Annotated in this window: 25 protein-coding genes and 2 pseudogenes; 22 read left to right on the forward strand and 5 right to left on the reverse strand. The window is 39.6% G+C overall.

Annotated elements, in window-relative coordinates; translation table 11 throughout:
* Window positions 1–5: 5 nt before the first annotated feature.
* The 10 genes and pseudogenes from dapB to HMPREF2574_RS00525 all read left to right on the forward strand — a co-directional run bounded on the left by dapB (window position 6) and on the right by HMPREF2574_RS00525 (window position 10,993).
* Window positions 6–773, forward strand: coding sequence for a 4-hydroxy-tetrahydrodipicolinate reductase (gene dapB, locus HMPREF2574_RS00485; RefSeq protein WP_070241741.1), 768 nt, complete (start codon window positions 6–8; stop codon window positions 771–773).
* Window positions 770–1,969 carry a CCA tRNA nucleotidyltransferase gene (locus tag HMPREF2574_RS00490; RefSeq protein ID WP_070812035.1) on the forward strand — a complete coding sequence of 400 codons (1,200 nt, stop codon included), beginning with the start codon at window positions 770–772 and terminating at the stop codon, window positions 1,967–1,969. Before dapB ends, HMPREF2574_RS00490 begins: the two co-directional genes overlap by 4 nt.
* Complete coding sequence (locus HMPREF2574_RS00495; protein WP_070812036.1) at window positions 1,966–3,831, forward strand: ABC-F family ATP-binding cassette domain-containing protein; 1,866 nt, start codon at window positions 1,966–1,968, stop codon at window positions 3,829–3,831. The genes HMPREF2574_RS00490 and HMPREF2574_RS00495 overlap by 4 nt, the downstream gene beginning before the upstream one ends.
* A 305-nt stretch (window positions 3,832–4,136) precedes the next feature.
* Window positions 4,137–5,183, forward strand: a complete 1,047-nt coding sequence (gene pheS, locus HMPREF2574_RS00500; RefSeq protein WP_024052356.1) for a phenylalanine--tRNA ligase subunit alpha — start codon at window positions 4,137–4,139, stop codon at window positions 5,181–5,183.
* A 5-nt stretch (window positions 5,184–5,188) separates the two neighbouring features.
* Window positions 5,189–5,716, forward strand: a complete 528-nt coding sequence (locus HMPREF2574_RS00505; RefSeq protein ID WP_024052357.1) for a GNAT family N-acetyltransferase — start codon at window positions 5,189–5,191, stop codon at window positions 5,714–5,716.
* Between the two features lie 123 nt (window positions 5,717–5,839).
* The gene (gene pheT, locus HMPREF2574_RS00510) at window positions 5,840–8,245 is read left to right on the forward strand and encodes a phenylalanine--tRNA ligase subunit beta (protein ID WP_070812037.1); all 2,406 of its coding nucleotides are present in this window, start codon (window positions 5,840–5,842) and stop codon (window positions 8,243–8,245) included.
* A gap of 90 nt (window positions 8,246–8,335) precedes the next feature.
* On the forward strand, window positions 8,336–9,118 hold the full coding sequence (locus HMPREF2574_RS00515; protein ID WP_070812038.1) for a nucleotidyltransferase domain-containing protein: 783 nt from the start codon (window positions 8,336–8,338) through the stop codon (window positions 9,116–9,118).
* Between the two features lie 143 nt (window positions 9,119–9,261).
* Window positions 9,262–9,573 (forward strand): annotated as a pseudogene (locus HMPREF2574_RS10500) (TMEM175 family protein); the annotation flags it as partial.
* Between the two features lie 114 nt (window positions 9,574–9,687).
* Entirely contained in the window at window positions 9,688–10,272 is a 585-nt protein-coding gene (locus tag HMPREF2574_RS11015; RefSeq protein WP_042754072.1) for a hypothetical protein, read from the forward strand.
* Between the two features lie 31 nt (window positions 10,273–10,303).
* Window positions 10,304–10,993, forward strand: coding sequence for a pyrimidine 5'-nucleotidase PynA (locus tag HMPREF2574_RS00525; protein ID WP_024052361.1), 690 nt, complete (start codon window positions 10,304–10,306; stop codon window positions 10,991–10,993).
* Between the two features lie 42 nt (window positions 10,994–11,035).
* Here the strand turns inward: HMPREF2574_RS00525 and HMPREF2574_RS10015 are convergent.
* The 4 genes and pseudogenes from HMPREF2574_RS10015 to gorA form a co-directional block, all read right to left on the reverse strand.
* A pseudogene (locus tag HMPREF2574_RS10015) lies at window positions 11,036–11,464 on the reverse strand (Bcr/CflA family drug resistance efflux transporter); the annotation flags it as partial.
* 59 nt (window positions 11,465–11,523) lie between these two features.
* The gene (locus HMPREF2574_RS00535; RefSeq protein ID WP_024052363.1) at window positions 11,524–11,997 is read right to left on the reverse strand and encodes a GNAT family N-acetyltransferase; all 474 of its coding nucleotides are present in this window, start codon (window positions 11,995–11,997) and stop codon (window positions 11,524–11,526) included.
* 155 nt (window positions 11,998–12,152) lie between these two features.
* A complete protein-coding gene (locus tag HMPREF2574_RS00540) occupies window positions 12,153–12,689 on the reverse strand; it encodes a biotin transporter BioY (protein WP_024052364.1) in 537 nt (178 codons plus the stop codon).
* A 491-nt stretch (window positions 12,690–13,180) separates the two neighbouring features.
* Window positions 13,181–14,530 carry a glutathione-disulfide reductase gene (gorA, locus tag HMPREF2574_RS00545; RefSeq protein WP_070812039.1) on the reverse strand — a complete coding sequence of 450 codons (1,350 nt, stop codon included), beginning with the start codon at window positions 14,528–14,530 and terminating at the stop codon, window positions 13,181–13,183.
* A 259-nt stretch (window positions 14,531–14,789) separates the two neighbouring features.
* On the opposite strand from gorA, the gene HMPREF2574_RS00550 reads away from it, so the two are divergent.
* The 3 genes from HMPREF2574_RS00550 to HMPREF2574_RS00560 are packed head-to-tail and all read left to right on the forward strand — an operon-like array spanning window position 14,790 to window position 17,897.
* Window positions 14,790–15,944, forward strand: coding sequence for an efflux RND transporter periplasmic adaptor subunit (locus HMPREF2574_RS00550; protein ID WP_070241728.1), 1,155 nt, complete (start codon window positions 14,790–14,792; stop codon window positions 15,942–15,944).
* On the forward strand, window positions 15,928–16,620 hold the full coding sequence (locus HMPREF2574_RS00555) for an ABC transporter ATP-binding protein (protein WP_003024078.1): 693 nt from the start codon (window positions 15,928–15,930) through the stop codon (window positions 16,618–16,620). Before HMPREF2574_RS00550 ends, HMPREF2574_RS00555 begins: the two co-directional genes overlap by 17 nt.
* Entirely contained in the window at window positions 16,620–17,897 is a 1,278-nt protein-coding gene (locus tag HMPREF2574_RS00560; RefSeq protein WP_070811284.1) for an ABC transporter permease, read from the forward strand. The genes HMPREF2574_RS00555 and HMPREF2574_RS00560 overlap by 1 nt, the downstream gene beginning before the upstream one ends.
* A gap of 106 nt (window positions 17,898–18,003) precedes the next feature.
* Here the strand turns inward: HMPREF2574_RS00560 and HMPREF2574_RS00565 are convergent, their stop codons facing one another.
* Entirely contained in the window at window positions 18,004–18,174 is a 171-nt protein-coding gene (locus tag HMPREF2574_RS00565; RefSeq protein ID WP_003024081.1) for a DUF3042 family protein, read from the reverse strand.
* Window positions 18,175–18,251: 77 nt separating this feature from the next.
* On the opposite strand from HMPREF2574_RS00565, the gene miaA reads away from it, so the two are divergent.
* The 9 genes from miaA (at window position 18,252) to recJ (ending at window position 26,820) form a co-directional block, all read left to right on the forward strand.
* The gene (gene miaA, locus HMPREF2574_RS00570) at window positions 18,252–19,136 is read left to right on the forward strand and encodes a tRNA (adenosine(37)-N6)-dimethylallyltransferase MiaA (protein ID WP_024052368.1); all 885 of its coding nucleotides are present in this window, start codon (window positions 18,252–18,254) and stop codon (window positions 19,134–19,136) included.
* Complete coding sequence (gene hflX / locus HMPREF2574_RS00575) at window positions 19,129–20,367, forward strand: GTPase HflX (protein ID WP_070812040.1); 1,239 nt, start codon at window positions 19,129–19,131, stop codon at window positions 20,365–20,367. Before miaA ends, hflX begins: the two co-directional genes overlap by 8 nt.
* A complete protein-coding gene (locus tag HMPREF2574_RS00580) occupies window positions 20,360–20,989 on the forward strand; it encodes a hypothetical protein (protein ID WP_024052370.1) in 630 nt (209 codons plus the stop codon). The genes hflX and HMPREF2574_RS00580 overlap by 8 nt, the downstream gene beginning before the upstream one ends.
* Before the next feature lie 10 nt (window positions 20,990–20,999).
* Window positions 21,000–21,929 carry a ribonuclease Z gene (rnz, locus tag HMPREF2574_RS00585; RefSeq protein WP_070241726.1) on the forward strand — a complete coding sequence of 310 codons (930 nt, stop codon included), beginning with the start codon at window positions 21,000–21,002 and terminating at the stop codon, window positions 21,927–21,929.
* 46 nt (window positions 21,930–21,975) lie between these two features.
* Window positions 21,976–22,584 (forward strand): histidine phosphatase family protein, encoded by a 609-nt coding sequence (locus tag HMPREF2574_RS00590; protein ID WP_024052372.1) that lies wholly within the window; start codon window positions 21,976–21,978, stop codon window positions 22,582–22,584.
* A 9-nt stretch (window positions 22,585–22,593) separates the two neighbouring features.
* A complete protein-coding gene (locus tag HMPREF2574_RS00595; RefSeq protein WP_070812041.1) occupies window positions 22,594–23,349 on the forward strand; it encodes an SDR family NAD(P)-dependent oxidoreductase in 756 nt (251 codons plus the stop codon).
* Window positions 23,350–23,358: 9 nt separating this feature from the next.
* On the forward strand, window positions 23,359–24,096 hold the full coding sequence (locus HMPREF2574_RS00600; protein WP_070812042.1) for a class I SAM-dependent methyltransferase: 738 nt from the start codon (window positions 23,359–23,361) through the stop codon (window positions 24,094–24,096).
* The gene (locus HMPREF2574_RS00605; RefSeq protein WP_070812043.1) at window positions 24,074–24,490 is read left to right on the forward strand and encodes a GNAT family N-acetyltransferase; all 417 of its coding nucleotides are present in this window, start codon (window positions 24,074–24,076) and stop codon (window positions 24,488–24,490) included. Before HMPREF2574_RS00600 ends, HMPREF2574_RS00605 begins: the two co-directional genes overlap by 23 nt.
* Window positions 24,491–24,585: 95 nt before the next feature.
* Window positions 24,586–26,820, forward strand: coding sequence for a single-stranded-DNA-specific exonuclease RecJ (recJ, locus tag HMPREF2574_RS00610; protein ID WP_070812044.1), 2,235 nt, complete (start codon window positions 24,586–24,588; stop codon window positions 26,818–26,820).
* Window positions 26,821–26,938 lie beyond the last annotated feature (118 nt).

Raw genomic sequence — 26,938 nt, forward strand, 5'->3', positions numbered from 1 at the left:
ATTCCATGAGTATAAAGGTTATTATTGCTGGTTTCAAAGGAAAAATGGGACAAGCTGCTTATAACATGGTGACAGAAGATCCTGCATTAGAGCTCGTTGGATTGCTTGACCCACTTACTCCAGAAAAAGAAGTAGCTGGTGTTCCCGTTTTTAATCAGAAAGAAGATTTGAGTGGCATAGAAGCGGATGTATGGGTTGATTTTACAACTCCTAAAGTGGCGTATGAAAATACTCGTTTTGCATTAGAGCATGGTTTTGCACCTGTGGTCGGAACGACTGGATTTACATCGGATGAAATCAAAGACTTAGTTGAGTTTTCTCGTCAAAAAGAGCTAGGAGGCTTGATTGCTCCTAATTTTGCTGTGGGAGCGGTTCTTTTGATGCAATTTGCAACGCAAGCAGCTAAATATTTTCCAGATGTGGAAATCATTGAATTACATCATGATCAGAAAAAGGATGCGCCGAGTGGCACAGCGATTAAAACAGCTGAATTGATCAGCAAGGTTCGCCCCAAGAAGCATCAAGGTGCAATGGACGAAAAAGAGTTATTACAAGGAGCACGTGGTGCAGAAATGGACGGCATGCGCATTCATTCGGTTCGTTTACCAGGATTGGTGGCTCATCAAGAAGTAATCTTTGGCGGTCAAGGTGAAGGACTGACACTTCGTCATGATTCGTACGATCGTAAGTCTTTCATGACGGGGGTGAATTTAGGTATTAAGGAAGTGGTCAAGAAAAAAGAGCTTGTCTACGGATTGGAATATTTGTTATGAGATTAAAAAATCTGCCTTCTGAATTTCAGGAGGCTTTACCAGTATTAAAGAAGATTAAGAATGCCGGTTTTGAGGCGTACTTTGTCGGTGGTTCAGTCCGCGATGCTTTATTGAATCGACCGATTCATGATGTGGATATTGCGAGTTCTAGTTATCCAGAAGAAACCAAACGTATTTTTGAGCGAACGATTGATGTCGGTATTGAGCATGGGACAGTTTTAGTCTTAGAAGATAATCATGAATACGAAGTGACGACTTTTCGGACAGAGGATATCTATGTAGATTATCGCAGACCGAGCAATGTCACGTTTGTTCGTTCTCTCGAAGAAGATTTAAAACGGCGCGATTTCACGATCAATGCTTTGGCTTTGGATGAAGCAGGGAATGTGATTGATTTATTTGAAGGGTTGGCTGATTTAGAAAATCAGATCTTACGTGCTGTAGGAATACCTTCGGAACGTTTCAACGAAGACGCTTTGCGCATTATGCGAGGATTTCGTTTTCAGGCTTCCTTAGGCTTTTCATTAGATACAGACACATGTAATGCTATGAAACTGTGTGCTCCGTTATTAGAAAAAATTTCTGTAGAGCGGATTTTTATTGAATTTGACAAATTACTGACAGCGTCTTATTGGCGTAAAGGATTGAAAAGTCTGCTTGCCAGTGGTGCAACAGACTATTTGCCTGACATGCGCAGCAGCCAATCTCAGTTGGAAACGATGTTTGATGTTAAAGCAGATTTTCAATTTACGAGTTCAGAGCAAGCTTGGGCTACTCTTTTAATGACTCTTCAAGTAAAAAATGTTAAAAAATTCCTCAGGCATTGGAAAACTTCAAATGAATTTCAAAAGCGCATAGAGCAAATTGTCACGATTTATAATATTCGCAAAAGGCATTTTCTGGATAAGGAAGAATGCTATCGTTTTGAACTGGAACTGATGATACAAGCAGAAGAAATTCGTCAAGCACAGGGATTAGCTGTTGATTTTGAAAAGATTCATTCTACTTATGATTCACTAACGATTCATGATAAACATGAAATTGTCGTCAATGGCGGTCTGTTAATCAAAGAATTTGGCTTTAAGCCGAGTCCTGCTTTAGGACAGCTCTTGACTGAGATTGAGGCGGCTATTGTGAATGGTGCCTTGGACAACCGTCTTGAAGCTATCTTAGCTTTTGTAGAGGAGAGAAGATGAGTGACTTTATTGTTGAAAAGTTGACTAAAACGGTGGGAGATAAGACTGTTTTTAAAAACATTTCCTTTATTATTCATGGTTTGGATCGGGTTGGCTTGATTGGGGTTAATGGAACTGGAAAAACGACTCTTTTGAATGTTCTGTCTGGAAAATCTGGATTTGATGGGGACGTTAATCCTTTTTCAGCTAAATCGGGCTATAAGATTGGCTACTTAACCCAAGAACCGCACTTTGATGACGACAAAACGGTACTAGATACGGTTTTATCAAGCAATTTGCGAGAAATGCAGCTCATTCGTGAGTATGAGTTATTGCTGTCTAACTATGATGAAAGCAATCAATCTCGTTTAGAGAAGATTATGGCTGAAATGGATGCTCTTCAAGCATGGGAAATTGAAAGTCAAGTTAAGACGGTTTTGTCGAAGCTAGGTTTGACCGACTTATCTGCTAAGGTCGGCGACCTGTCAGGTGGTTTGCGACGTCGCGTGCAATTAGCGCAAGTCTTGTTAGGAGACGATGACTTATTGCTCCTTGATGAACCAACTAACCATTTGGATATTGCTAGTATCGAATGGCTGACGAATTTTTTGAAGAATTCCAAAAAAACGGTTCTCTTCATTACCCATGACCGCTATTTTCTAGACCATGTTTCGATGCGAATTTTTGAATTGGACAGCGGAGATTTGCTTGAATATCAAGGAAATTATCAAGATTACGTCCGTTTGAAAGCAGAACAAGACGAGCGAGATGCTGCCCTTCTCCATAAAAAACAACAGCTTTATAAGCAGGAATTGTCCTGGATGCATCGCCAGCCACAGGCTAGAGCAACCAAGCAGCAAGCTCGAATCAATCGTTTTCAAGATTTGAAAAAGGATTTGTCTGATCAAGCGACTCAGAAAGACTTAGAAATGAATTTCGAGACCAGTCGTATTGGGAAGAAAGTGATTGAATTTAAAGATGTGGGCTTTGCTTATGGTGACAAGAAGATTCTTTCTCATTTCAATTTGTTAGTTCAAAATAAAGATCGGATTGGGATTGTGGGGGATAATGGTGTTGGAAAATCCACCTTGCTCAATCTAATTGCTGGGAAATTAGCACCTCAATCTGGTCAACTGACCATTGGTGAGACAGTTCGTGTGGCTTATTTCTCACAGCAAATTGAAGGGTTGGATGAGTCCAAACGCGTTATCAATTTCTTGCAGGAGGTCGCAGAAGAAGTTAAGACATCTGCGGGGACGACATCAATTGCCGAACTCTTGGAACAATTTCTCTTTCCTCGTTCCACTCATGGAACTTTGATTGAAAAATTATCCGGAGGAGAGAAAAAGCGGCTCTATCTTCTCAAGTTATTGTTGGAAAAGCCGAATGTTTTGCTGTTGGATGAGCCGACTAATGACTTAGATATTGCGACATTAACGGTGCTGGAAAACTTTTTGCAAAGCTTTGCCTGCCCAGTTATGACTGTTAGTCACGATCGGTATTTCCTTGATAAAGTAGCAGATAAGATTTTAGCCTTTGAAGAGGGAACTATCAGAGAATATTTCGGTAATTATACTGATTATCTGGATGAAAAGGCGTTTGAGCTAGAGAGCTCTGCCATTTACCAAAAGTCGGAAAAGGAAAAAGTAGCAAAAGTGCGAGAGGAAAAGAAGCGCTTAAGCTACTTTGAAAAACAGGAGTGGGAGTCTATTGAGGGAGATATAGAGAAGCTTGAGGAGGACATTGCAGCTATTGAGCGGGAAATGCAGGAATATGCTTCGGACTTCGGTCGGCTCGCTGAACTCCAAAAAGAGTTGGATAGCAAAAACGATTTACTTTTGGAGAAATATGAGCGCTATGAATACTTGAGCGAGTTAGTATAGAATTGACTACTGTTTATAATGTGTGTCGAGTATGATCGCATTTTTAAACAAGGTCTATTTACAAGTCCTATAAAATTTGGTATAATATCAACTAATTAAATAAGAATCCGCAAGACTAGTAGCTTAGGGGAAGTTTGACAGGGAGAAGAGCCAGAGACTGAGAGCTCTTTAGATGAAAACTAGGTGAATTCACTTGCAATAGGATTGAGAATTAAGGTCTGGGAAACCAGATAAAAACGGATGGTACCGCGTGTCAACGCTCCGCTTATGGAGTTTGGCATGCGGTCTTTATATTTGGAGGAATTATGTCAACCATTGAAGAACAATTAAATAAGCTTAGAGAAGAAACTCTGGCGTCGTTGAAAAAAATCTCGACTGAAAATGAAAAAGAAATGCAAAATCTACGAGTTTCTGTTCTTGGGAAAAAAGGCTCTTTAACAGAGATTTTAAAAGGAATGAAAGACGTCTCTGCCGATATGCGTCCGATTATCGGGAAGCATGTCAATGAAGTGCGTGATATTTTGACTGCTGCTTTTGAAGAATCTGCAAAGCTATTAGAAGAGCAAAAAATTACCAATCAGTTGGCGAATGAGTCAGTAGATGTCACCCTTCCTGGTCGGAAAATTCCTGCTGGGAATCGTCATGTTCTTAGCCAAACAAGTGAAGAAATTGAAGATATTTTTATCGGCATGGGCTATCAAGTCGTAGATGGTTTTGAAGTCGAAACAGACTATTACAACTTTGAGCGGATGAATTTACCAAAAGACCACCCCGCGCGTGATATGCAGGATACTTTCTACATTACAGAAGAAATTTTACTGCGGACTCACACTAGTCCGGTTCAAGCTCGAGCGATGGATGCACATGATTTTTCTAAAGGACCTTTGAAGATGATTTCGCCAGGGCGTGTGTTCCGACGGGATACGGACGATGCGACGCATTCTCATCAATTTCATCAAATTGAAGGTTTGGTTGTCGGGAAAAATATTTCTATGGCAGACCTTCAAGGAACATTGCAGCTCATTGTGCAAAAAATGTTTGGAGAAGACCGCAGTATTCGTCTGCGTCCGTCTTATTTCCCATTTACAGAGCCGTCTGTTGAGGTGGATGTTTCTTGCTTTAAATGCGGTGGGCAAGGATGCAATGTCTGCAAAAAGACTGGCTGGATTGAAATTATGGGAGCTGGAATGGTACACCCACGCGTCCTTGAAATGAGTGGCATTGATGCTGATGTTTATTCTGGTTTTGCTTTTGGGCTGGGTCAAGAACGGGTGGCTATGTTGCGCTACGGTATCAATGACATTCGTGGCTTCTATCAAGGTGATGTTCGTTTTTCAGAACAATTTAAATAAATGCTATGTTAGTAAAAGTAAAAGAAGAACAGGCTGAAGTTCTACGAGAACTGGAAGTGCAAACCTATCAAGAAACTTTCGGCCCTTATATCAAAGCGGAAGATATGCAAGATTATTTTACCCATGAACTCTCCCTTGAGCAGATTCAGAAGGATTTGGCGCAAGTAGAGTCGGAGACTTATTTTGCACTAGATGAGAAAGAAAAGATTGTTGGTTTGCTCAAATTTAACTGGGGGCAAGCACAGACTGAGCCCGTAGAGGCAGAGCACTCAATGGAGAATGCTTTTGAGGTTCATCGGATTTATGTTTTGAAATCTCATCAAGGACAGGGTTTTGGCAAGGAAATGTTTGATTTTGCTATGCAAGAAGCTGTCAAACGTGGCTTTTTCTGGGTTTGGTTAGGTGTTTGGGAAAAGAATTTTAAGGCACAAAACTTTTACTTTAAATATAGTTTTAAACGTTTTAGTGAGCATGAATATGCGACTGGTGAAACGGTTGATATTGACTGGCTCATTCGGAAAGAATTAAATTAAGCGAAAAAGCACTTGGCTTGGGCACTTGTCCCAGCCTCAAAAAGAAAGGAAGTAATATGAGACAAAATTTTTGAGCAGAAACAGTAGCTCTCAAAGATTTCTATGCACTCATATAGATGAATTATGCTAGTAAGTTATAAATGGTTAAAAGAACTAGTTGACGTAACTGTTCTGAGTGAAGAATTAGCTGAAAAAATGTCAACGACAGGGATTGAAGTAGAAGGGGTTAGCTCTCCTGCTGAGGGATTGTCAAAAATTGTAGTTGGTGAAGTGGTCAGCTGTGAAGAGGTTCCTGAGACGCACTTACATGTGTGTCAAGTGAATGTTGGGGAAGAAGCGCTTCGACAAATCGTTTGCGGCGCTCCAAATGTACGAGCAGGAATCAAGGTTATGGTAGCTCTTCCAGGAGCTCGTATTGCAGATAATTACAAGATTAAAAAGGGAAAAATCCGTGGGTTAGAATCCCTTGGAATGATTTGTTCCCTTGGAGAATTAGGCATTTCGGACTCGGTTGTTCCAAAAGAATTTTCCGATGGTATTCAAATTTTGCCAGAAGAAGCTGTACCGGGGGATTCCGTTTTTCCTTATCTTGACTTGGATGATGAAATTATTGAGCTTTCTATCACACCGAACCGTGCAGATGCGCTTTCAATGCGTGGAGTAGCGTATGAGGTAGCAGCTATCTACGACAAGTCGGTTCATTTTAAAGATTTTCCGTTGTTGGAAACACAAGAGCAAGCTGGAGAACAACTTTCTGTTGCGATTGAAACGGACAAGGCTCCTTTTTATGCAGCACGTATTTTGGAAAATGTAACCATTGCTCCAAGTCCGCAATGGCTTCAAAATCTGCTTATGAATGCAGGGATTCGTCCTATCAATAATGTAGTAGATGTGACAAATTATATTCTACTTTACTTTGGACAACCAATGCACGCCTTTGATTTAGATACTTTTGAGGGCAATCAAATTGTAGTGCGCGAAGCGTGTGCGGGCGAAAAATTAGTAACTCTTGATGACGAAGAGCGCGAATTAGAAATGAGCGATCTTGTGATTGCGGTAGCAGATAAGCCAGTCGCTCTTGCTGGTGTCATGGGTGGAGCTGCAACGGAAATTTCTTCTCAATCAAGCCGTGTAGTGCTTGAAGCAGCAGTTTTTGACGGAACTTCCATTCGTAAGACGAGCGGACGTCTCAATCTTCGTTCAGAATCATCCTCTCGTTTTGAAAAAGGAATTAACCTAGCGACAGTAACAGAAGCTCTAGATGCTGCGGCTAGCATGATTGCAGACCTTGCAGGTGCAACGGTACAAGCCGGTATCGTCTCAGCGGGTCAAGTGGACACATCAGATGTTGAAGTTGTTTCAACATTATCAGATGTCAATCGTGTACTTGGGACGGAATTAACTTATACAGATATTGAAGATGTTTTCCGTCGCCTTGGTTTTGGTCTTACTGGCGATGCAGAGAAATTCACAGTCAGCGTACCACGCCGTCGTTGGGACATTCACATTGAAGCAGACCTTTATGAGGAAATTGCGCGTATCTATGGTTATGATAAATTACCAGCAACTCTTCCAAAAGGTGACGGAACAGCTGGTCAATTGACAGAAACCCAAAAACTTCGTCGCAAAGTTCGTACAGTTGCAGAAGGTGCTGGTTTGACAGAAGTTATCACCTATGCTTTGACTACTCCTGAAAAAGCTGTGCAATTTAGCACTAATCCAAGTAACTTGACAGAGCTGATGTGGCCGATGACAGTAGATCGCAGCGTTCTTCGTCAAAATATGGTAGCTGGCATTTTGGATACTGTTGCCTATAATGTAGCACGTAAAAATAAGGATTTGGCTCTGTATGAAATCGGAAAAGTCTTCGAGCAAACGGGGAATCCACAGGAAGAATTGCCAACTGAAATCAACAGCTTTGCCTTTGCTTTGACAGGTTTGGTTACTGAAAAGGATTTTCAAACTCCAGCTGTACCAGTTGATTTCTTTTATGCAAAAGGAATTTTGGAAGCACTTTTTGACCGTCTGGGTCTAAAAGTAGAGTACACAGCGACACAAGCATTAGCTGGTATGCACCCAGGTCGTACAGCGACTATTTCACTAGACGGACAAGTCGTTGGTTTTGTCGGTCAAGTTCATCCAGTAACTGCTAAGGATTATAATATCCCAGAAACGTATGTAGCAGAAATCAACTTGACAGCGATTGAACAAGTAATGCAACCAGCAAAACTATTTGTAGAAATTACCAAATTCCCAGCTGTAACACGTGATATAGCACTGCTTCTGAAAGCAGAAATCAGTCACAAAGAGGTGGTTGCAGCTATTGAGGCTGCTGGTGTGAAACGCTTGACAGATATCAAATTATTTGACGTCTTCTCAGGTGAAAAACTGGGACTCGGCATGAAATCAATGGCTTACACCTTAACTTTCCAAAATCCAGAGGATACTCTGGAAGATGAGGAAGTAGCTCGTTATATGGAAAAAATCCAAAAGTCTCTTGAAGTAACGATTGGTGCAGAAGTGCGGTAAGACATGAAAAGCTCCTAAATTGAAGTTTAGGAGTTTTTTCTTGTAGTAATATAATGTATAATAAGGAAAAGTTTTATATCGGAGGAGAAAATGACAGTTTTTACACAACTTTGGAAAGCATTTTCCAATTTACCAGAAGTGACAGCGATTGCCTTAGGCGGATCTCGTAGCGGAGAAACTTATGATGAGACTTCGGACTATGATTTATATATTTACTGCACGAGCATTCCAGATGAAGCCAGTCGGAAGTTGATTTTGACCCAATATTGTTCTTATATGGAAATAAGCAATCAATTTTGGGAATTGGAAGACGACTGTACCTTAAATAATGACATTGATATTGATATTCTTTATCGGAATATTCGTGATTTTGCGCGAGATATTGAAAATGTCGTCGAAAAGCACCAAGCAGGAAATGGCTACACCACTTGCTTTTGGCACAATTTAAAAACCTGCAAGATTCTTTATGATGCTAATGGAGAGTTCGGAAAATTGAAAAAACGGTTTGACGTTCCTTTTCCTCCAAAATTAAAAGACAACATCATTTCACGAAATTTCAGTCTGTTAACCGGGCATTTGCCATCCTATGATACGCAGATTTTAAAAGCAGCAAAACGAAAAGACCTTGTCAGTGTCAATCACCGTATTGCAGCCTTTTTAGAATCCTATTTTGACATAATTTTTGCAGTTAATGAATTGACCCACCCCGGCGAGAAGAGAATGATATCATATGCAGCAGCACATGCGAACCTTCTTCCTAATCAATTTGAGCAATCTTTAAATACTTTACTAATGAGCATTACTGCTAGCCCTGAAATTCTTGAAAAACAATTAAGGGAAATTATTGCAAATTTAGAAGAAATTTTATCGTAAAATTCTCTGCCAATTGAGTTGTTAAGTACTAAAAAACGACCCAAGCCGTTTTTTAGTGCTTTTGATTTACAACTGTAAAAGTAGTATAATGTCACATATTTTAAAGAACTATTTAAAGGGAGAGAAAAATGAATCGTCAAGTAATGGGTAAAGAGCGTTTGGGAGCTTTTATTGATGCGGTGATTGCTATTATTATGACCATTTTGGTATTGGAACTGGAAAAGCCGAAAACCTTTGATTTACAAGGTCTATGGGAGTTCCGAACTAATTTTTTTGCCTATGGATTGTCCTTTTTCTGGCTTGGGGCTATGTGGACAAACTTTCACTCTTCATCGCAGGTAGTGGAGAAAATTAGTCAAAAAACAGTCTGGACTGCTATAATCATGCTTTTCTTTTCATCATTTTTCCCTTATACAACAAAATTAGTGGCTTCAAATTTTAACAATGCTATCTTAGATGAATTAAAAAAACTAGAGACAGAAGAAATTATCATTCGTCATGACGATAGACATACCTATGATTCTTTAACAGATTCTGCTCTTTCTGTTTCACAGACTTCGCAAAGTACCATGCTTGTGCCTAGACCAACTGTCATGGAAGTTGAAAAGTATTTGCAAGAGTGGGCTAACCTTGAAAGCTATAAATTACAAGAAACGGCATTAGATCGCTTGTTTTTTGAACTATCACCGAAAAATACAGATATTTCAGATATTCTGTTAAAGGTTGCAACACTAAATGACTTTTATAGTACTAATATTTTTTCAATATTTCCTGTAGCAAAACATATTTTATCACTTGACATTGATGAGAGGTTAAAGAGTGGTGATATTTTTCTAGTAAATGAAATTCAAAATATAACCATAAAAGAAGGTGTGCAGCGAAAATTCTATTCTTTTGCAACTAAGTATTGCTCGCATCACAATCCTTTAGCGTATCCCATATACGATAGTTATGTTGAAAAGGTCTTGAAGTACTTTAGAAAAACAGATCATTTTGCAAAGTTTAAGAATGCTGATTTAAAGGATTACCAGCAATTCAAAAATCTAATTCTAACCTTTAGAAGTTATTACGGACTAGAGCAATTCAATCTTAAACAAATAGACCAATATTTATGGCAGCTGGGAAAAGAATATTTTCCAAATAATTATAAATAGTTTGTATCCCCTAGAAAGGAAAACGACAAAATTGCATTACAAATTTCTACTATTCGATCTTGACCACACCTTGTTAGATTTTGATTTAGCGGAGGATTTGGCTTTGACTGCTTTTCTAAAAGAGCAGGGTGTGGCTGATATTCAGGCTTATAAAGACTACTATATTCCTATGAATAAAGCTCTTTGGCGGGACTTGGAACAGGAAAAACTGACCAAATCTGAGCTGATTAACACACGCTTTTCTCGTCTCTTTAACCACTTTGGTGTGGATAAGGACGGTGTTGAGTTGGCTCTCCATTACCAGCAACATATTGCCCAGCAAGGTCAGACCTATACTGGAGCTAGTGAGCTCTTGGATGTTTTGACAGAGGCAGATTATGAACTTTACGCTGCTACCAATGGTATCGGCTTCATTCAGACTGGTCGACTGGCTCGTTCGGATATCTCCCCCTATTTTAATCAGATTTTCATCTCTGAGCAACTCCACACGCAAAAACCCGATGCTCTATTTTTTGAAAAAATAGCAGAGCTAATACCAAATTTTGACAAAAATCGAACTCTAATGATTGGAGATTCTTTGACAGCAGACATAACGGGCGGGAACAATGCAGGCATTGATACGGCTTGGTATAATCCTAAAAGGTTGAGTAATCATACGCAAGCGAAACCGACTTATAATTTTCAGTCCTATCAGGATTTGTTGGATTTGCTGATAAAATAATAAGACAGAGATCATACCACCTCTGTCTTATTATTTTATAGTTTATTTTCGTGCTATCCAAGCCATTAGAGTAGAAGCTAGAATGGCTAGAAAAATAATGACTACCATGGCTTTAGGAGTGCCATCTGAAAAAAGAGCGAGGAGCAAGGAAGAAAGAATCCCACTTCCGTATTGGAGAGAGCCAAGTAGAGCGGCTGCTGAACCTGTCATCGAATCCTCTGCGCTATTGAGAGCTGCGGCATTTGAACATGCTGCAACGATACCATTGGTACTAAAAATGAGAAGCATAGGAAAGACGACTGCCCAAAGACTACGAAAATTTCTAATATTAAACAGTAGTAGTAAAAGAGCAAAAGCAAGAGCACAGCTAGTGGCAATGTGCAAGAGATTTCGTAGAGAAAAACGATCAACTAACCGACGATTAAGCATACTGATGATTGAAACCCCGATAATATTGATACCGAAGAAAACACCGTAATGTTCTGCTTTGTAGCCGTTTTCTTCTCTTCTCTTTTACTCATGAACTTTTCCTATTTTTTAAAAACTTTTTCCATGATGGTTTCTTGTGGTTTAAAACCTTGATGTTCATAAAATCGTAAGGCACCAGCGTTATCATTCCATACATTAAGGGTTAAGTTGTAACAGTCCATTTCTTGGGCAAATTCTTCTGCAAAACGGCAAAGCTGCTCACCAATTTTTTGACCACGAGCACTTTCATCAACGCAAAGGTCTTCAATGAAAAGTGTTTTGATAGGTGTCAATACGAGACTGTGTGGTTCTTTAATGATGCAAAAGAGGTGACCCAAGATTTTACCTTCTTCATTTTCATAGACAAAGATTGGTGTATGTTCTTGAGACATCAGTGTTTTCAATTGTTCATCGTTGAATTTGCGACTACTCTCTTGGAAAATGTCTGGTCGGACGTTGTGATGAACAAGCAAGATTTGCTCTAAGAGATTATTGAGTGCTGGAATATCGCTTGGGACTGCTTTTCTAATAGGCATGGTGAGCTCCTTTTGGTGACCGTCGGTTATTTTCTTTTAAAATATAATAGGACTGTTGGTCATTTTTGTCAAGAAGAAAATGAAAAAATCTTTTTGAGCAATGTAAAAAGAACCCACAACACGTGAGTTCTAATAATGGGAGTGAGACAACTTTATCAATTTTTAAAGTAGGGATGATCTTTTAAGCTTTTAAAAATAGGTCTACTGATAAAACTAATTGCAATCAGTTTTATGAGATCTGGTAAAATGAAGGGGATGACTCCGACTGTAATAGCTTTATCAAGTTGAAAAACTGCTAGAAACATTAAACCAAGTACACCACCGACAAAAACCAAAGCATCTCCGAGTAGGTTTGATACGAGTATCGTTAAAAAGCTGCTATTTTTGGAAGTTAGACTAGCTGTTACTAGGGCGTAGAACAAATAAAACCAGAGATAACCTGCATTTGGACCGACAAGTGCTTGAAATCCACCGTTTCCTCCTGCAAAGACAGGAAGACCAATAGCGCCTAAGAGAAGATAAAGAGCGACTGCTAATAGAGCTTCTTTTCGATGAAAAATAGTAGCCACTAAGCCAATTGCCATATTTTGCAAAGCAAAAGGAACTGGACCGATAGGAATAGTAATCTGAGCAAAAACGGCTATCAAAGCTGCGCCAATTGCTGGTAAAACGAGTGTAAATGATTTTTTCATAATTGTAACCCTTTGTTTTATAATATGGTAACTATTATAGAACAAATAAAAAAAATGTCAAGGGTTAAATAAAAAGGCAAAAGCATAGACTGAATTCACCTTTTTTCAAAATGTTTACTTTTTCTGAGATATTACTTTTTTTTATTTTTACTGCGAAGGAATAATATCAAAATTGCAATTAGTCCAAAGACATTTAAAAAGATAAATAAGACAGTTGTTAGAATTATTTTGGTCTTTTGCATAAAAGCACTTCCTCGTAAAATCGCTTTAATATTATCATAACAAAATGTATCTCTTTATCAACTAAAAAATCATAGGAAAAAGGAGAGGTTGGGCAAAAATTGTCCCACTCCCTAGCAGATAGTATGAAAGAATAAGTTATGGAATGAGAAGAAGTTATCGTGTAAACTAAAATAGTCAGAAGCGCTGATTGCAATTCTGAGTATTGAGATAAAGTGGGAAAATTTTTGGGAGTAAGACATTTATGATGCTCAACGCATGGTGACAAACTCTTCTGAACCGGTTGGGTGAATGGCGACAGTCGCATCAAAATCTGCTTTGGTAGCTCCCATTTTAATAGCAACAGCAAAACCTTGAATCATCTCATCAACACCGTAGCCAATAGCGTGGAGACCAATGACTTTCTCATCTGGTCCAGTTGTAATGAGCTTGAACTTGGCTTGTTGTCGGTGTTGGGTGACAGCTGAATACATGGAAGCAAAGTTAGAAGTGTAAATATGGATATTTTCTGCTCCGTATTGTTGAATTGCCTGCTCTTTGGTCAAGCCAACTGTTCCAATCGCTGGGTGAGAAAAGACAACAGTTGGAATGTTAGAATAATCCATTTTAGCTTCAGTTTTTCCATTAAATAAGCGCTCGGCTAAGGTACGACCTGCTTTGATAGCAACAGGGGTTAATTCTTTTTCGCCTGTAACATCTCCTAGAGCATAAATACCCGATGTTGTTGTATTTTGAAATTCGTCGACTGCTATAAAACCACGAGAATTTAGGGTAACACCAGCCGCTTCTAAATTCAACCCTTTGGTGTTTGCAGTCCGCCCAGTTGCCCAGATGACGTGTTGAACGGTGTGGCTCGTTCTGTCCTCGAAGGTAATACGAATCGCTCCGTTTTCAAGTTTTTCAAGCCTTTCTGGTATTTTGTGCGTATGTAGAGTAGGACCTGATTTCTTCATTTCTTCCACAAGACCATCAATGATATAAGAATCAAAGTTGCGGAGAGGACGATCTCGACGAACGAAAAGGTCTGTTTTTACACCCAGAGCATGAAGGAGTCCGGCTAATTCAACTGCAATATAACCAGCACCAAGAATGGCAACGGATTGAGGGAGTTCTTCCCATGCAAAAATATCGTCAGAGGTTTCACCTAATTCTGCTCCGGAAATAGCTGGAATATGCGGATGAGCGCCTGTCGCAATGACAATGTGCTTGGCTTGGATAAGCTCGCCGTTGACTTCAACTGTATGGCGGTCTATGAATTTGGCGCGACCTTCAATCAACTCAACGCCATTTCGATTGAAACTATTATTGTAAGAATTATGGGCACGATCAATATAGGCTTCGCGATTCTTCCGAAGCGTCTTAAAGTCAAACTGCTGATTATCCGAAGTAAAACCATAGTCTGGTCCATAATCGCGAATGGCTTCGGCAATCTGGGCGCCATACCACATGATTTTTTTAGGAACACAGCCGACGTTGACACAGGTGCCCCCTAATTTCTTTTCTTCAATAACGGCAGCTTTTGCACCATGTTCTCCAGCACGGTTCATGGTTGCTATTCCTCCGCTACCGCCACCAATGGCAATGATGTCAAATGTTCTCATACGAGTCTCCTTTTTATCTGTAGTATGAAATTATTGTAACGTTTTTAGAAAATGATTGCAAAAATCTGCTACAAAAATTGATGAAAGGCTTGATTATTCAATCGTATTATTGTATTATATATTTAACACAATATAAAATAACTAGAAAGAAGGGAGACGGATGTTAAAAGAGTAAAGGATTTCTTATAGATGTTATCTTATTTTTAATCGTATGTGTTATAATATAAAAATAGACCGTTTTCATCAGGAGGAGAAAGAGATGAAAAAATTGAAAAAGTGGCAGTTGTACAGCTTGATTGGTGTAACTGTGGTCGTCGTTTTAGGAGCGATAGGTACGATGTTATTGTTTAATGGTAATAGTACTACTGATAAAGATAAAGAAGAAACGATTCAAGTGCAGAAAGCAAAAGAAGGGTCAGTTGCTTCATCTGTTTTGCTGTCAGGAAATGTTGCGACTAACAATGAGCAATATGTCTACTATGACGGGACAAAGGGCGATTTGGATAATGTTCTTGTAAATGTTGGAGATCAAGTTACAGCCGGACAAGCTTTAGTTCAATACAAGAGTGTTGAAGCACAAGCTGCATATGATGCTGCTGTTCGTGCTTTAAACAAGATTGATCGCCAAATTTATGATTTGAAAACGTATGGAACAACTGTTGATGTGACGGGTGATGAAGCGGCAGATAATAAAACAACTGCGTCTGCAAAACGTTCGGTGGATTCTCAATTAAACGATTTGCAGGACAATCGCGCAGATGCTGTGGACAATATCAATAAAGCACAGGCATTACTAGATGCAACGACTGTCACCAGTACAAATAATGGAACTGTAGTAGAAGTCAATCGTGATGTTTCTAAATCTACGACAGGTACTAATCAAACACTCGTTCATATTGTCAATAACGGCAACCTCCAAGTGAAGGGAGAATTATCTGAGTACAATCTGGCAAATCTTTCGGTCGGGCAAGAAGTAACAATTACGTCCAAGGTCTATCCAGATAAGAAATGGACTGGGAAAATCAGCTATATCTCAAATTATCCAAAAGACAGTCAAAATACAGCAGCAGCTGGTACAGGTACTGCAAATTCAGGAGCAAAATACCCCTATACAGTAGATATTACAAGCGAAATTGGTGATTTGAAGCAAGGATTTTCCGTCAATGTTGAAGTAAAAAACAATACAAGAGGGATTCTAGTTCCGGTCAGCAGCGTTGTTTCTGAAAACAATAAAAACTATGTTTGGACACTAGAAAAAGGAACTGCAAAAAAAGTGCAAGTGATACTAGGAAATGCAGATGCTAAAAATCAAGAAATCTCATCTGGTTTGACAAAAGATAGTAAAGTTATCACCAATCCAACAGATAGCTTGAAAGACGGTCAAGAGGTGAAATCGTATGAAGAAACTCATTGATTTAAAAAATGTTAGCAAAAGTTACCGCAATGGAGATCAAGAGCTTCAAGTTTTGAAAGATGTTCATTTAGAAGTTGAAGAAGGTGAATTTGTTGCGATTATGGGGCCTTCTGGCTCAGGAAAGTCAACCTTGATGAATATCATTGGTATGTTGGATCGCCCAACGAGTGGCGAATATTACTTGGAAGGTGAAGAAGTTGCCAAGCTTAGTGAGAAAAAGCTAGCCAAAGTGCGTAATCAGCAGATTGGCTTCGTTTTCCAACAATTCTTCCTTTTGTCAAAATTAAATGCTCTTCAAAATGTAGAACTTCCTTTGATTTATGCAGGGGTTTCTCAATCCAAACGGAAAGCTTTAGCAGAGCAATATCTTAAAAAAGTTGAGTTAGAAACGCGGATGCACCATTTACCATCAGAACTTTCTGGTGGGCAAAAGCAACGGGTGGCTATTGCGCGTGCCTTGGTCAATCATCCTTCCATTATCTTAGCAGATGAGCCGACGGGAGCCTTGGATACCAAGACGGGTGAGCAAATTATGGAATTGCTGACGGAGCTAAATCGTGAAGGAAAAACCATTATCATGGTCACTCATGAGCCTGAGATTGCAGCCTTTGCAAAACGACAAATCGTTATTCGAGACGGTGTCATCTCGTCAGACAGTAAGAAAGGAGAAGCATGATGCAGAATTGGAAATTTGCAATCAACTCCATTATGGGGCATAAAATGCGCTCTTTCTTAACGATGTTGGGCATTATCATTGGTGTTATGTCTGTTGTGGTTATTGTGGCTCTAGGAAGTGGTATGTCCAATGCCTTCACAGATGTTCTGGGTGGTGCACAGCAAGATGTTTCCTTATTTTACTCACACAAGAGAAGTAAAAATGGTGATGGTGTTATGACGTATCAAGAGATGCGTGACGATGCTGAAAGTGGAAATGGTGATGAGACAGTTTCGACAGAAGAAGAGCCTCAAATCCAAGAAGTTTGGGTCAAGCAGGCGGTTAATGATATTAACGGAATTGACAATTATTATGTTACAAATAACACAACCGCTACAGTAAATTATGGTAAGAAAAAGGCGGATAATATTCCTATAACAGGTATCAATTCCACTTACTTTACGGTAAAGAAATACCAAATCGTTGCAGGACGGACATTGAAATCAAATGATTATCAAACGTTTGCAAGAGTTGTATTACTGGATACGAAACTAGCTGATATTCTTTTTGGAGGTGCAGATAAGGCGCTCAATCAGATTGTCCAGCTAGGATCTAATAATTACCGTGTGATTGGGGTTTATAAAGATCCAAATGAAACGCGAAATCGCTTAGCCAATATGAACAACGGAAATTTACTAATGGCTAACACTCAGTTGGCAGCTGAATACAATGTTGCTGAGATTATGAATGTCGTGGTACATGTTAAAAAATTAGATGATGTGCTGAAAGACGGAAGTGCAGCTGCGCGCTTGATGACAAAATTGTCTGGTGTGAGAGAAGGCGAGTACCAGATGTTTGATCAAGCCAGTCAATTGGCTGCGATCCAAAGTCAGGTTGCCATTGTGCAAGTGGTTTTTGGAGCGATTGCCGGGATAGCACTTCTCGTTGGTGGTATCGGTGTCATGAATATTATGCTTGTATCGGTAACAGAACGAACCCGTGAAATCGGTCTTCGGAAAGCCCTTGGAGCCACACGTGGTAATATCTTGATGCAATTTGTCATTGAGTCAATGGTGTTGACAGCGATTGGCGGTTTGATTGGGCTTGCTTTAGCAGCTCTTATCGTGGCATTTATCGGTCATAGTTTGGATGCATTTTTCGGAGCTCCACCTACCATTACGACAGTATCTGCTGTCGGAAGTGTGCTCTTTTCTGCAACTATCGGGATTGTTTTCGGTATTTTGCCGGCTAATAAGGCTTCTAAATTGGATCCAATCGAATCCTTGCGTTATGAATAAAAAACTATCTTTTATAGTATGAGAAAGAACGTGTAAAAAAACTCCAACAGATACTCATTTTTCTAGTGAGTTATCCATTGGAGTTTTTATATGAAATGAATGATTTTTAGTGTGATACACGTTTGCGAGCTGCTTTTTTACGGTTTTCTTCGATGAAAGCTGCTTTCTTTTCTTCAGGTTCAATCACTTTTTTCTTGAATGTATAAACTGCACCTGCAACAGCAGCAACAGTACCAGCTACGCCAGTTACAACACCTTTAACAAATCCTTTAGCCATGAGATTTCTCCTTTTCTGAACTTTATTTATGTTATAATATATAGTAACGAAAAATTAAATTTTTTTCAAGGGAAAAGATGAAAACCAAGATAATTGTAATTGTAGGACCAACTGCTGTCGGAAAAACAGCTCTCAGCATAGACCTCGCAAAACGTTTCAATGGTGAGATTATTAGTGGTGATAGTCAGCAAGTTTATAGAAAACTGGACATCGGAACGGCTAAAGTCACTCCAGATGAGCAGGAGGAGATTCCTCATTATTTGATAGATGTACGGGAAGTGACCGAGTCTTATTCGGCTTTTGATTTTGTAAAGGAGTCCGAGGCTGCTATTGAGATGATTGTAGCAAAAGGGAAACTGCCGATTATTGCAGGCGGAACGGGGCTTTACATTCAAAGTTTGCTGGAAGGATATCATCTGGGTGGTTCAGCTTCTCATGAGGAGATTTTAGCTTATCGAGCCGAGCTAGATACTTTGAATGATGAGGAACTATTTGGCAAAATAGCAGAGCTTGGATTGGAAATTTCCCAGATTAACCGTAGGAGAGCTATGCGAGCGCTGGAAATTGCTCATTTTGGGAATGAACTTGAAAACAAACAGCCTGACTATGAAGCCCTGCTGGTTTGTCTGAACGATGACAGAGAAGTTCTTTATGAGCGTATCAATCAGCGAGTAGATCTAATGCTGAAGGCTGGTCTTTTAGAAGAGGCAAAGTGGCTCTATGACAACTATCCACATGTCCAAGCCAGCAAAGGAATTGGCTACAAGGAACTTTTCTCCTACTTTGCTGGAGAGTTGACCTTGGAGGAAGCTATCAATAAACTCAAACAAAATACTCGTCGCTTTGCCAAACGACAGCTAACCTGGTTTAGAAATCGCATGAATGCTACTTTTTATCAGGTCTCAGATCCGAATGCCCAAAAACGGATCATGCAGGATATAGAGGAATTTTTGAATGATTGAAACAGAAAAACAGCAGGAACGAGTGATCCTCATCGGAGTAGAATTGCAGGGGGCGGCTAATTTTGCTATGTCTATGGAAGAATTAGCCAGTTTAGCCAAGACTGCTGGTGCTCAGGTGGTTTCCTCTTACACTCAGAAACGAGAGAAGTATGACAGCAAGACTTTTGTTGGTGCTGGAAAATTAGAAGAAATCAAGCGTATGGTAGAAGCAGATGAGATTTCCACCGTCATTGTCAATAATCGTCTGACACCTCGCCAGAATATCAATTTGGAAGAAATTCTAGGGGTTAAGGTTATTGATCGCATGCAATTAATTTTGGATATTTTTGCTATGCGGGCTAGAAGCCACGAAGGAAAACTTCAAGTTCACTTGGCTCAACTTAAATATCTTTTGCCTCGCTTGGTCGGACAGGGGATTATGCTTAGCCGTCAGGCAGGGGGAATTGGTTCCCGCGGTCCTGGTGAAAGTCAGTTGGAACTCAATCGTCGTAGTGTTCGCAATCAGATCCACGATATTGAGCGCCAACTCAAAATTGTAGAGAAAAGCCGCGCAACTGTACGGGAGAAACGTCTGGACTCCAGTGTTTTTAAAGTCGGTCTGATTGGCTACACCAATGCTGGAAAATCTACCATTATGAATATCTTGACCAACAAGAGCCAATATGAGGCGGACGAACTCTTTGCTACTTTGGATGCGACAACCAAAAGTGTCAATCTGACAGGCAGGCTCAATGTGACCTTGACGGATACAGTCGGCTTTATTCAAGACTTACCGACCGAGCTAGTATCTAGCTTCAAATCTACTTTAGAAGAGAGCAAAAATGTGGACCTTTTGGTTCATGTGATTGACGCTAGCGACCCTAACCACGAAGAGCATGAAAAAACAGTCTTGACTATTATGAAGGACTTGGATATGCTAGATATTCCTCGCTTGACCCTCTATAATAAAGCAGACAAAGTAGAGAATTTCACTCCAACCTTAACTCCCTATGCCCTGATTTCGGCGAAAAATGAAAATAGCAGAGCAATTTTGCAGAATGCTCTGTTGAATAAGATGAGAGAACTCTTTGTCCCTTTTCGTATCAAGGTTAGTCCTAGCAAGGCTTATAAGTTACATGAATTAGAAAGTCTGGCAATCATTGATAAGAGAGAGTATCTGGAAGAAAGTGAAACAATTTCTGGCCATATAGCAGAAAAGAATAAATGGAGACTAGAAGAATTTTATGACTGATTATATCAAATTAGCACTTAAATATGGCGGTTTCACGAGCTTAGACCGTGTTTATCTAGGAAAGGTTTTGGACAAGTTGTCCGATTCGCAAAAGTTGACCTTTATCACACCACCGCCAAGTGTTATAAATGCGTATTTTTCGGAACTCTATCAAAAAAAGAGTCCGGAAGCTGCAACGGATTATTTTTTAGAATTAAGTAAAGAATTGGCTCTTTTTAACGACCACCCTAACTTTGAAGAGGAAAAGCCTTTTATTCGCTTGAATCTTTCAGGTAGGTCTTATGGTTTCTGCTTTGAAAATGAAGTCGAAACTGGCTTGATTTTTCCGGAAACTCCAGAGGAAATTGAGCCCAATTTGCTTTTTGAAATTGCTCAGATTTTTCCTAACTATCTGGTTTATGAAGAGGAAAATGTCATTCGGATGATACCAGCAATTCCTGAAGAAGTAGTCCAAAAGCAGCCGCTCTCTGCTCTGACAGATCTTTATAAGCTAGCAGATGGTCGCCTGAAACTGGAAGGGTACAATCAGGAAGAGCTAATCCAGTTGGCTCAAGACTATGCTGGTCAGCTTTACTATCGCTCGCAGAATCGCTCTGCTATGATTTATATTAAAGAAAAATAGAAAGAAAAATATGCAACTACAATTTTTAGGCACAGGAGCTGGTCAGCCTTCTAAGGCTCGGAATGTTTCTAGTCTGGTTTTGAAACTATTGGATGAAATCAATGAAATCTGGATGTTTGATTGTGGCGAAGGAACTCAGAATCGTATTTTAGAGACAGCGATTCGACCGCGCAAAATCAGAAAAATTTTTATTACTCATCTGCATGGGGATCATATTTTTGGCCTGCCGGGTTTTTTGGCTACTCGCTCTTTTCAGGCTAATGAAAAACAGACAGATTTGGAAATTTATGGACCAGTTGGCATCAAAAGTTTTGTCATGACAAGTCTGCGTGTGTCGGGGTCTCGCCTGCCTTATCGGATTCGTTTTCATGAGTTTGACGAAAAAAGTTTAGGGAAAATTTTAGAAACTGATAAATTTACAGTTTATGCAGAGAAACTAGACCACAGTATTTTTTGTGTGGGTTACCGCATTATGCAGAAAGATTTGGAAGGTACATTGGATGCTGAGAAATTGAAAGTCGCAGGTGTTCCTTTTGGCCCTCTCTTTGGTAAGGTAAAAAATGGAGAAGATGTAGTGCTAGAGGACGGGACGAAGATTATAGCAGCAGATTACATTTCAGCTCCGCGACCTGGGAAAATCATCACTATTCTAGGTGATACGCGTAAAACAAATGCCAGCGTGCGACTGGCTGTCAATGCAGATGTTTTGGTGCACGAATCCACTTATGGTAAAGGAGATGAGAAAATCGCTCGCAATCACGGTCACTCTACCAATCTACAAGCAGCAGAAGTTGCTAAAGAAGCTGGTGTCAAGCGCCTCCTTCTCAATCATATTAGCGCACGCTTTCTATCAAAAGATATAGGTCAAATGCGCAGAGATGCCAGTTCCATTTTTAAGAACGTTCACTTGGTCAAGGATTTAGAAGAAGTAGAACTATGAAATTTTGGCAAGGATAATTCTTAAAATTTAAAGGAAATAGGAAATCATGAACATATTATTTGTCAGACATGGGAAAGATTCTGATCAACACAGAGGTGGCTGGAGTCAGCTTGATTTGCTTCCTGAGGGGAAAAGAGAAGCCGAAGCTTTGGCGGATTATTTAGCACAACACAAAGAAGACTATCACTTTACGAAAATTATTACGAGTGATTTAAAAAGAGCTGAGACAACTGCAACAATTTTAGCAGAGACAATTCAACTGCCATTGGAGAAAGAAAGAGACTTACGCGAAACGAATAATGGCGATTTGGCAGGAATGTTAAATAGCGAGGCTGATCAAAAATTTCCTCGTCTTTATTTTAGAAGTCTTGCAATGGACGAACATTATCCAAATGGAGAAAGTCCGAGAGAATTTTATCAACGGATAAAAACTTGGTTTGAACTTTTTTTGAAGGAAAATCATAACTCAGATGAGACACAAATTGTGGTCACACATGGTGGAGTGATTAACATTATCTATCATTTAGTGAACCAGATAGAATGGACGAATAAAAGCAATCTATTCCACGTCAAACATTGCAGCATTAGTCTATTGAATACAAAAACGCTTGTTTTTGAGGTTGAAAACCAAACGGATTTTTTAGAAGAAAAATAAGGAGGACACATGCGAACAATTGTTATTACAGGGGCTAGTGGCGGTGTCGCTCAGGAAATGGTGAAGTTGTTGCCAAATGACCAGCTGATTTTAGTGGGACGCAGTCAAGAAAAATTAACAAAACTTTATTCAAATCATACGCATTGCGAATTCGTTGAGTTGGATATTACGGATTACAAAACTTTAGAAGCTTTTACTGAAGAAATTTACCAGAAGTATGCTCAGGTGGATGTTCTAGTCAACAATGCTGGTTACGGGATTTTTGAAGAATTTGACAAGATTAGCAACGAGGATATTCATGCCATGTTTGAAGTTAATACCTTTGCTCTTATGAATCTATCTCGTCTCTTTGGGGAGAGAATGAAGCAAGCGGGACGTGGGTACATTGTTAATATTGTTAGTACAGCTGGGTTGATTGCTAGTGCTAAATCTAGTCTCTACTCAGCTACTAAGTTTGCGGCTATCGGTTTTTCCAATGCTTTGCGTTTAGAGTTGATGCCTTACAATGTCTATGTGACGACGGTTAATCCAGGACCGATTAAGACGGCTTTCTTCGACAAAGCTGACCCTGACGGCAGTTATGTCAAGGCGGTTGATAAATACATTTTAGAAGCAGATACTGTTGCTAAGCAGATTGTGAACAATTTTGGGAAAAAGCAGCGAGAGTTGATCATGCCTTTCACACTGAAGGCGGCTCACAAGCTCTATACGCTTTTTCCCAACCTTGGTGACAGACTAGCTAGTAAAATGTTCAATTATAAGTAGGAGACGTTTATGGACGTGGCAGCTTACAAGGAATTTTTAAATCAAGCATGGGGGAAGCTTTATTATGAGATTCTATTTGCTCAGTTAGCACATATAAAAAATAAAAAGGTATTAGATTTTGGGAGTGGTTTTGGTTTGGTGGCGGATTTTTTGGCACAAAACAATCAGGTAATAGCTATAGAACCAAATGACGAGATGATTGCAGAACGTCAGCAGAATTTCCATTATCAGCAACTACAAGGCAGTCTAGAAATGTTGAAGGGAATTCCAAGTGCTCGTTTTGACCTTATCATTTGCCACAATGTTCTGGAGTATGTGGATGAACCAGCTCTTTATCTAGCTGAATTTAGCAGATTGTTGAAAAAAGGCGGACAAATTTCGCTCGTTAAGCACAATGAAGTGGGGCGAATTATGCAGACAGTAGTGTTTGCAAATGATACGAATTTAGCGTTAGATTTATTATCAGGGCAGTCTTATCAATCACATACAATGGGACAAGCAACCTATTATGATTTAGCAGACTTATTACAAAAGGTCACGTCTGAATTGACTGTTCAGAATTATCAAGGAATTCGAATTTTTTATGGCTTGCAAGACAATGCAGTTAAAACAGCAGTCGCTTGGCGAGAAAAGATGTTGAAGATAGAGCTTGCAGTTTGCCAACAGTCTCCTTATCGTGATATTGCTGCTTTTCAACATATTTGGCTGCAAAAAGGAGACAAGAATGATTCGTTACTTTGCAAATAGACAAATTGCTATTGAAGACTTGCTTCCGCTTTACCAATCTGTTAGCTGGACTAACTATACAGAACGAGCAGATATGTTAGAGCAAGCATTTCAGCATTCACTGTTTACTGTATCAGCCTATGATGGGGAACAGTTAGTTGGTCTCCTTCGAGCAGTCGGAGACGGATTTTCTAGTGTTTTCATTCAGGACTTGTTAGTTTTTCCGTCTTATCAGCGCCGAGGTATCGGTCGAGAATTGGTTCGGCAAACGCTGGAGACATTTGCAGATGTTTATCAGATTCAGCTAATAACAGAGCAGTCAGACAAAAATTTAGCCTTTTATCGCTCTTTAGGATTTCGGGAACTGTCGGATTTGAATTGCACGGGTTTGATTTATAGAGGTAAAAGCTATTAGATAAATGCTTGTGTATAAAATTGGAGGTTTGGGCTAGTGAAAGCTAGTCTTTTCGTGTTATAATAGACTTTATATTGCAACAGAAAGATAAAAGCATGATTACATCAAAATATGATTGGCAGATTGCCACAAATTTTTCAGATGAGAGCTTTATTAAAAAAGCTAAAAAACTTGGCTTGGAGGCTTCGGTAGCTAATCTGGTCTACCAGAGAGGAATCCAGACAGAAGAAGCACTGCGAGATTTTCTAGAGCCTAGTTTGGACCAGCTGCATGATCCTTATGAACTGCATGATATGGATAAGGCAGTGACGCGCATTCGTCAAGCGATTGAAAATTATGAGCAGATCTTGATTTATGGAGATTATGATGCGGATGGCATGACTTCGGCTTCTATTGTTAAAGAAGCACTAGAACAACTTGGAGCAGAGTGTCAGGTCTATTTGCCCAATCGATTTACAGACGGTTATGGTCCTAACGCAAGTGTTTACAAGTATTTTATTGAAAATCAGGGAATTTCACTCATCGTTACAGTGGATAATGGAGTTGCAGGACATGAAGCAATCGAACTAGCTCAGTCTATGGGAGTGGATGTCATTGTGACGGATCACCATTCTATGCCAGAGGTACTTCCTGATGCTTATGCAATTATTCACCCAGAACATCCGGAAGCTGATTATCCTTTTAAGCATTTAGCTGGTTGCGGTGTAGCTTTTAAGTTAGCGACTGCTCTTTTAGAGGAAGTACAAGTAGAGTTGCTAGATATAGTCGCTATTGGAACTATTGCAGATATGGTCAGCCTAACAGATGAAAATCGCATTCTGGTCAAATATGGGCTAAGTGTCCTCAAAAACACTCAACGAATCGGCTTGCAGGAGCTTTTTAAGATTGCAGGTATTCAGGAAAATGAAGTGGATGAAGAAACAGTTGGTTTTCAGATAGCTCCCAGACTCAATGCTCTAGGTCGACTTGATGATCCAAATCCTGCTATTGAACTTCTGACGGGCTTTGATGAGGAAGAAGCGCGTGACATTGCCCTTATGATTAACCATAAAAATGAAGAGCGCAAAGAAATTGTTCAGAAGATCTATGATGAAGCCAAGACCATGGTTGATCTCAATAAACCTGTTCAGGTTCTAGCCGGTGAAGGTTGGAATCCAGGTGTTTTGGGAATTGTGGCAGGTCGGTTTTTGGAAGAATTACACCAGCCGGTCATCGTCTTGAATATTGAGAATGGATTAGCAAAAGGCAGCGCTCGCAGCATTGAAGCAGTTGATATTTTTGAAGCGTTAGACCCTCATCGAGATTTATTTGTGGCTTTTGGTGGGCATGCAGGGGCAGCTGGGATGACTCTAGAGGCCAGCAAGTTAGAAGCACTCAGCCAGGTTTTGGTAGCATATATTGAAGATAATCAAGTGGATTTGTCCACTAAGAATGAGCTCTTTTTGGATGAGGAATTATCCTTGCCAGATTTGACACTAGAGACCCTCAAAAACTTTGAAAAGTTAGCTCCTTTTGGCATGGACAATAAAAAGCCTGTTTTTTATTTGAAAGATTTTAAAATTGAAAATGCCCGCACCATGGGAGCAGGGAATACTCACCTTAAGCTGAAAATTTCTCAGGCTGACGCAGTTTTTGAGGTCGTAGCTTTTGGTCTAGGTAATCTTGCGACAGAATTTTCCCAAACTAAAAACTTAGAGCTGGCGGTTACTCTGTCGGTCAATAAATGGAATGGTCAAACTAGTCTCCAGCTTATGCTGGTGGATGCTAGGGTCAATGGGATTCAGCTCTTTAATATCCGAGGTAAAAATGCTCCTTTGCCTGAAAATGTGCCCGTCCTGCGTTTTTCAGAAGAAATGCCTAATTTGGAAAAGAGCAGAGCAGTTGTGGTGTATGACTTGCCTGAACGCCTAAATCAGCTCAAAGTAATCATTCAGCAAGGACATTTTGAAGCAATTTACTTTAAAAATGAGATTGCTCAGCCCTATTATCTGACAGGTTTCGGAACGAGAGACCAGTTTGCCAAACTCTATAAAACAATTTATCAATTTCCAGAGTTTGACATTCGTTATAAGCTCAAAGAACTGGCTGCTTATCTCAAGATTGACCCAATTCTACTCATAAAGATGATTCAGATATTTGAAGAGCTGGACTTTGTGACAATTCAAGATGGAGTGATGCAAGTAAACAAAAAAGCAGAAAAAAAAGCTATTGAAAACAGCCATATTTATCAAGAACTGAAGAAAACAGTCAAGGAGCAGGAGCTTATGGCTCTAGGAACTGTGCAGGAAATTTATGATTATCTGATAGAAAAAGATGAATTTTCAAACTAAATTTTAGATGAACTATTTATTTGTCTCGCACCGAAGGCCGCGAGACGGACTGAAAGTCACATAATAAAAAAGTCATGAGTAAGATGAATCTCATGACTTTATTGTTTATATAAGTATT

This window comes from Streptococcus sp. HMSC034E12 (assembly GCF_001835915.1).
Lineage (GTDB): Bacteria > Bacillota > Bacilli > Lactobacillales > Streptococcaceae > Streptococcus > Streptococcus vaginalis.

Coding starts and splice junctions, on each gene's coding strand:
- dapB (WP_070241741.1), top strand. CDS start 6: ATGAGTATAAAGGTTATTATTGCTGGTTTCAAAGGAAAAATGGGACAA.
- HMPREF2574_RS00490 (WP_070812035.1), top strand. CDS start 770: ATGAGATTAAAAAATCTGCCTTCTGAATTTCAGGAGGCTTTACCAGTA.
- HMPREF2574_RS00495 (WP_070812036.1), top strand. CDS start 1,966: ATGAGTGACTTTATTGTTGAAAAGTTGACTAAAACGGTGGGAGATAAG.
- pheS (WP_024052356.1), top strand. CDS start 4,137: ATGTCAACCATTGAAGAACAATTAAATAAGCTTAGAGAAGAAACTCTG.
- HMPREF2574_RS00505 (WP_024052357.1), top strand. CDS start 5,189: ATGTTAGTAAAAGTAAAAGAAGAACAGGCTGAAGTTCTACGAGAACTG.
- pheT (WP_070812037.1), top strand. CDS start 5,840: ATGCTAGTAAGTTATAAATGGTTAAAAGAACTAGTTGACGTAACTGTT.
- HMPREF2574_RS00515 (WP_070812038.1), top strand. CDS start 8,336: ATGACAGTTTTTACACAACTTTGGAAAGCATTTTCCAATTTACCAGAA.
- HMPREF2574_RS11015 (WP_042754072.1), top strand. CDS start 9,688: ATGCTTGTGCCTAGACCAACTGTCATGGAAGTTGAAAAGTATTTGCAA.
- HMPREF2574_RS00535 (WP_024052363.1), bottom strand. CDS start 11,997: ATGCCTATTAGAAAAGCAGTCCCAAGCGATATTCCAGCACTCAATAAT.
- HMPREF2574_RS00540 (WP_024052364.1), bottom strand. CDS start 12,689: ATGAAAAAATCATTTACACTCGTTTTACCAGCAATTGGCGCAGCTTTG.
- gorA (WP_070812039.1), bottom strand. CDS start 14,530: ATGAGAACATTTGACATCATTGCCATTGGTGGCGGTAGCGGAGGAATA.
- HMPREF2574_RS00550 (WP_070241728.1), top strand. CDS start 14,790: ATGAAAAAATTGAAAAAGTGGCAGTTGTACAGCTTGATTGGTGTAACT.
- HMPREF2574_RS00555 (WP_003024078.1), top strand. CDS start 15,928: ATGAAGAAACTCATTGATTTAAAAAATGTTAGCAAAAGTTACCGCAAT.
- HMPREF2574_RS00560 (WP_070811284.1), top strand. CDS start 16,620: ATGCAGAATTGGAAATTTGCAATCAACTCCATTATGGGGCATAAAATG.
- HMPREF2574_RS00565 (WP_003024081.1), bottom strand. CDS start 18,174: ATGGCTAAAGGATTTGTTAAAGGTGTTGTAACTGGCGTAGCTGGTACT.
- miaA (WP_024052368.1), top strand. CDS start 18,252: ATGAAAACCAAGATAATTGTAATTGTAGGACCAACTGCTGTCGGAAAA.
- hflX (WP_070812040.1), top strand. CDS start 19,129: ATGATTGAAACAGAAAAACAGCAGGAACGAGTGATCCTCATCGGAGTA.
- HMPREF2574_RS00580 (WP_024052370.1), top strand. CDS start 20,360: ATGACTGATTATATCAAATTAGCACTTAAATATGGCGGTTTCACGAGC.
- rnz (WP_070241726.1), top strand. CDS start 21,000: ATGCAACTACAATTTTTAGGCACAGGAGCTGGTCAGCCTTCTAAGGCT.
- HMPREF2574_RS00590 (WP_024052372.1), top strand. CDS start 21,976: ATGAACATATTATTTGTCAGACATGGGAAAGATTCTGATCAACACAGA.
- HMPREF2574_RS00595 (WP_070812041.1), top strand. CDS start 22,594: ATGCGAACAATTGTTATTACAGGGGCTAGTGGCGGTGTCGCTCAGGAA.
- HMPREF2574_RS00600 (WP_070812042.1), top strand. CDS start 23,359: ATGGACGTGGCAGCTTACAAGGAATTTTTAAATCAAGCATGGGGGAAG.
- HMPREF2574_RS00605 (WP_070812043.1), top strand. CDS start 24,074: ATGATTCGTTACTTTGCAAATAGACAAATTGCTATTGAAGACTTGCTT.
- recJ (WP_070812044.1), top strand. CDS start 24,586: ATGATTACATCAAAATATGATTGGCAGATTGCCACAAATTTTTCAGAT.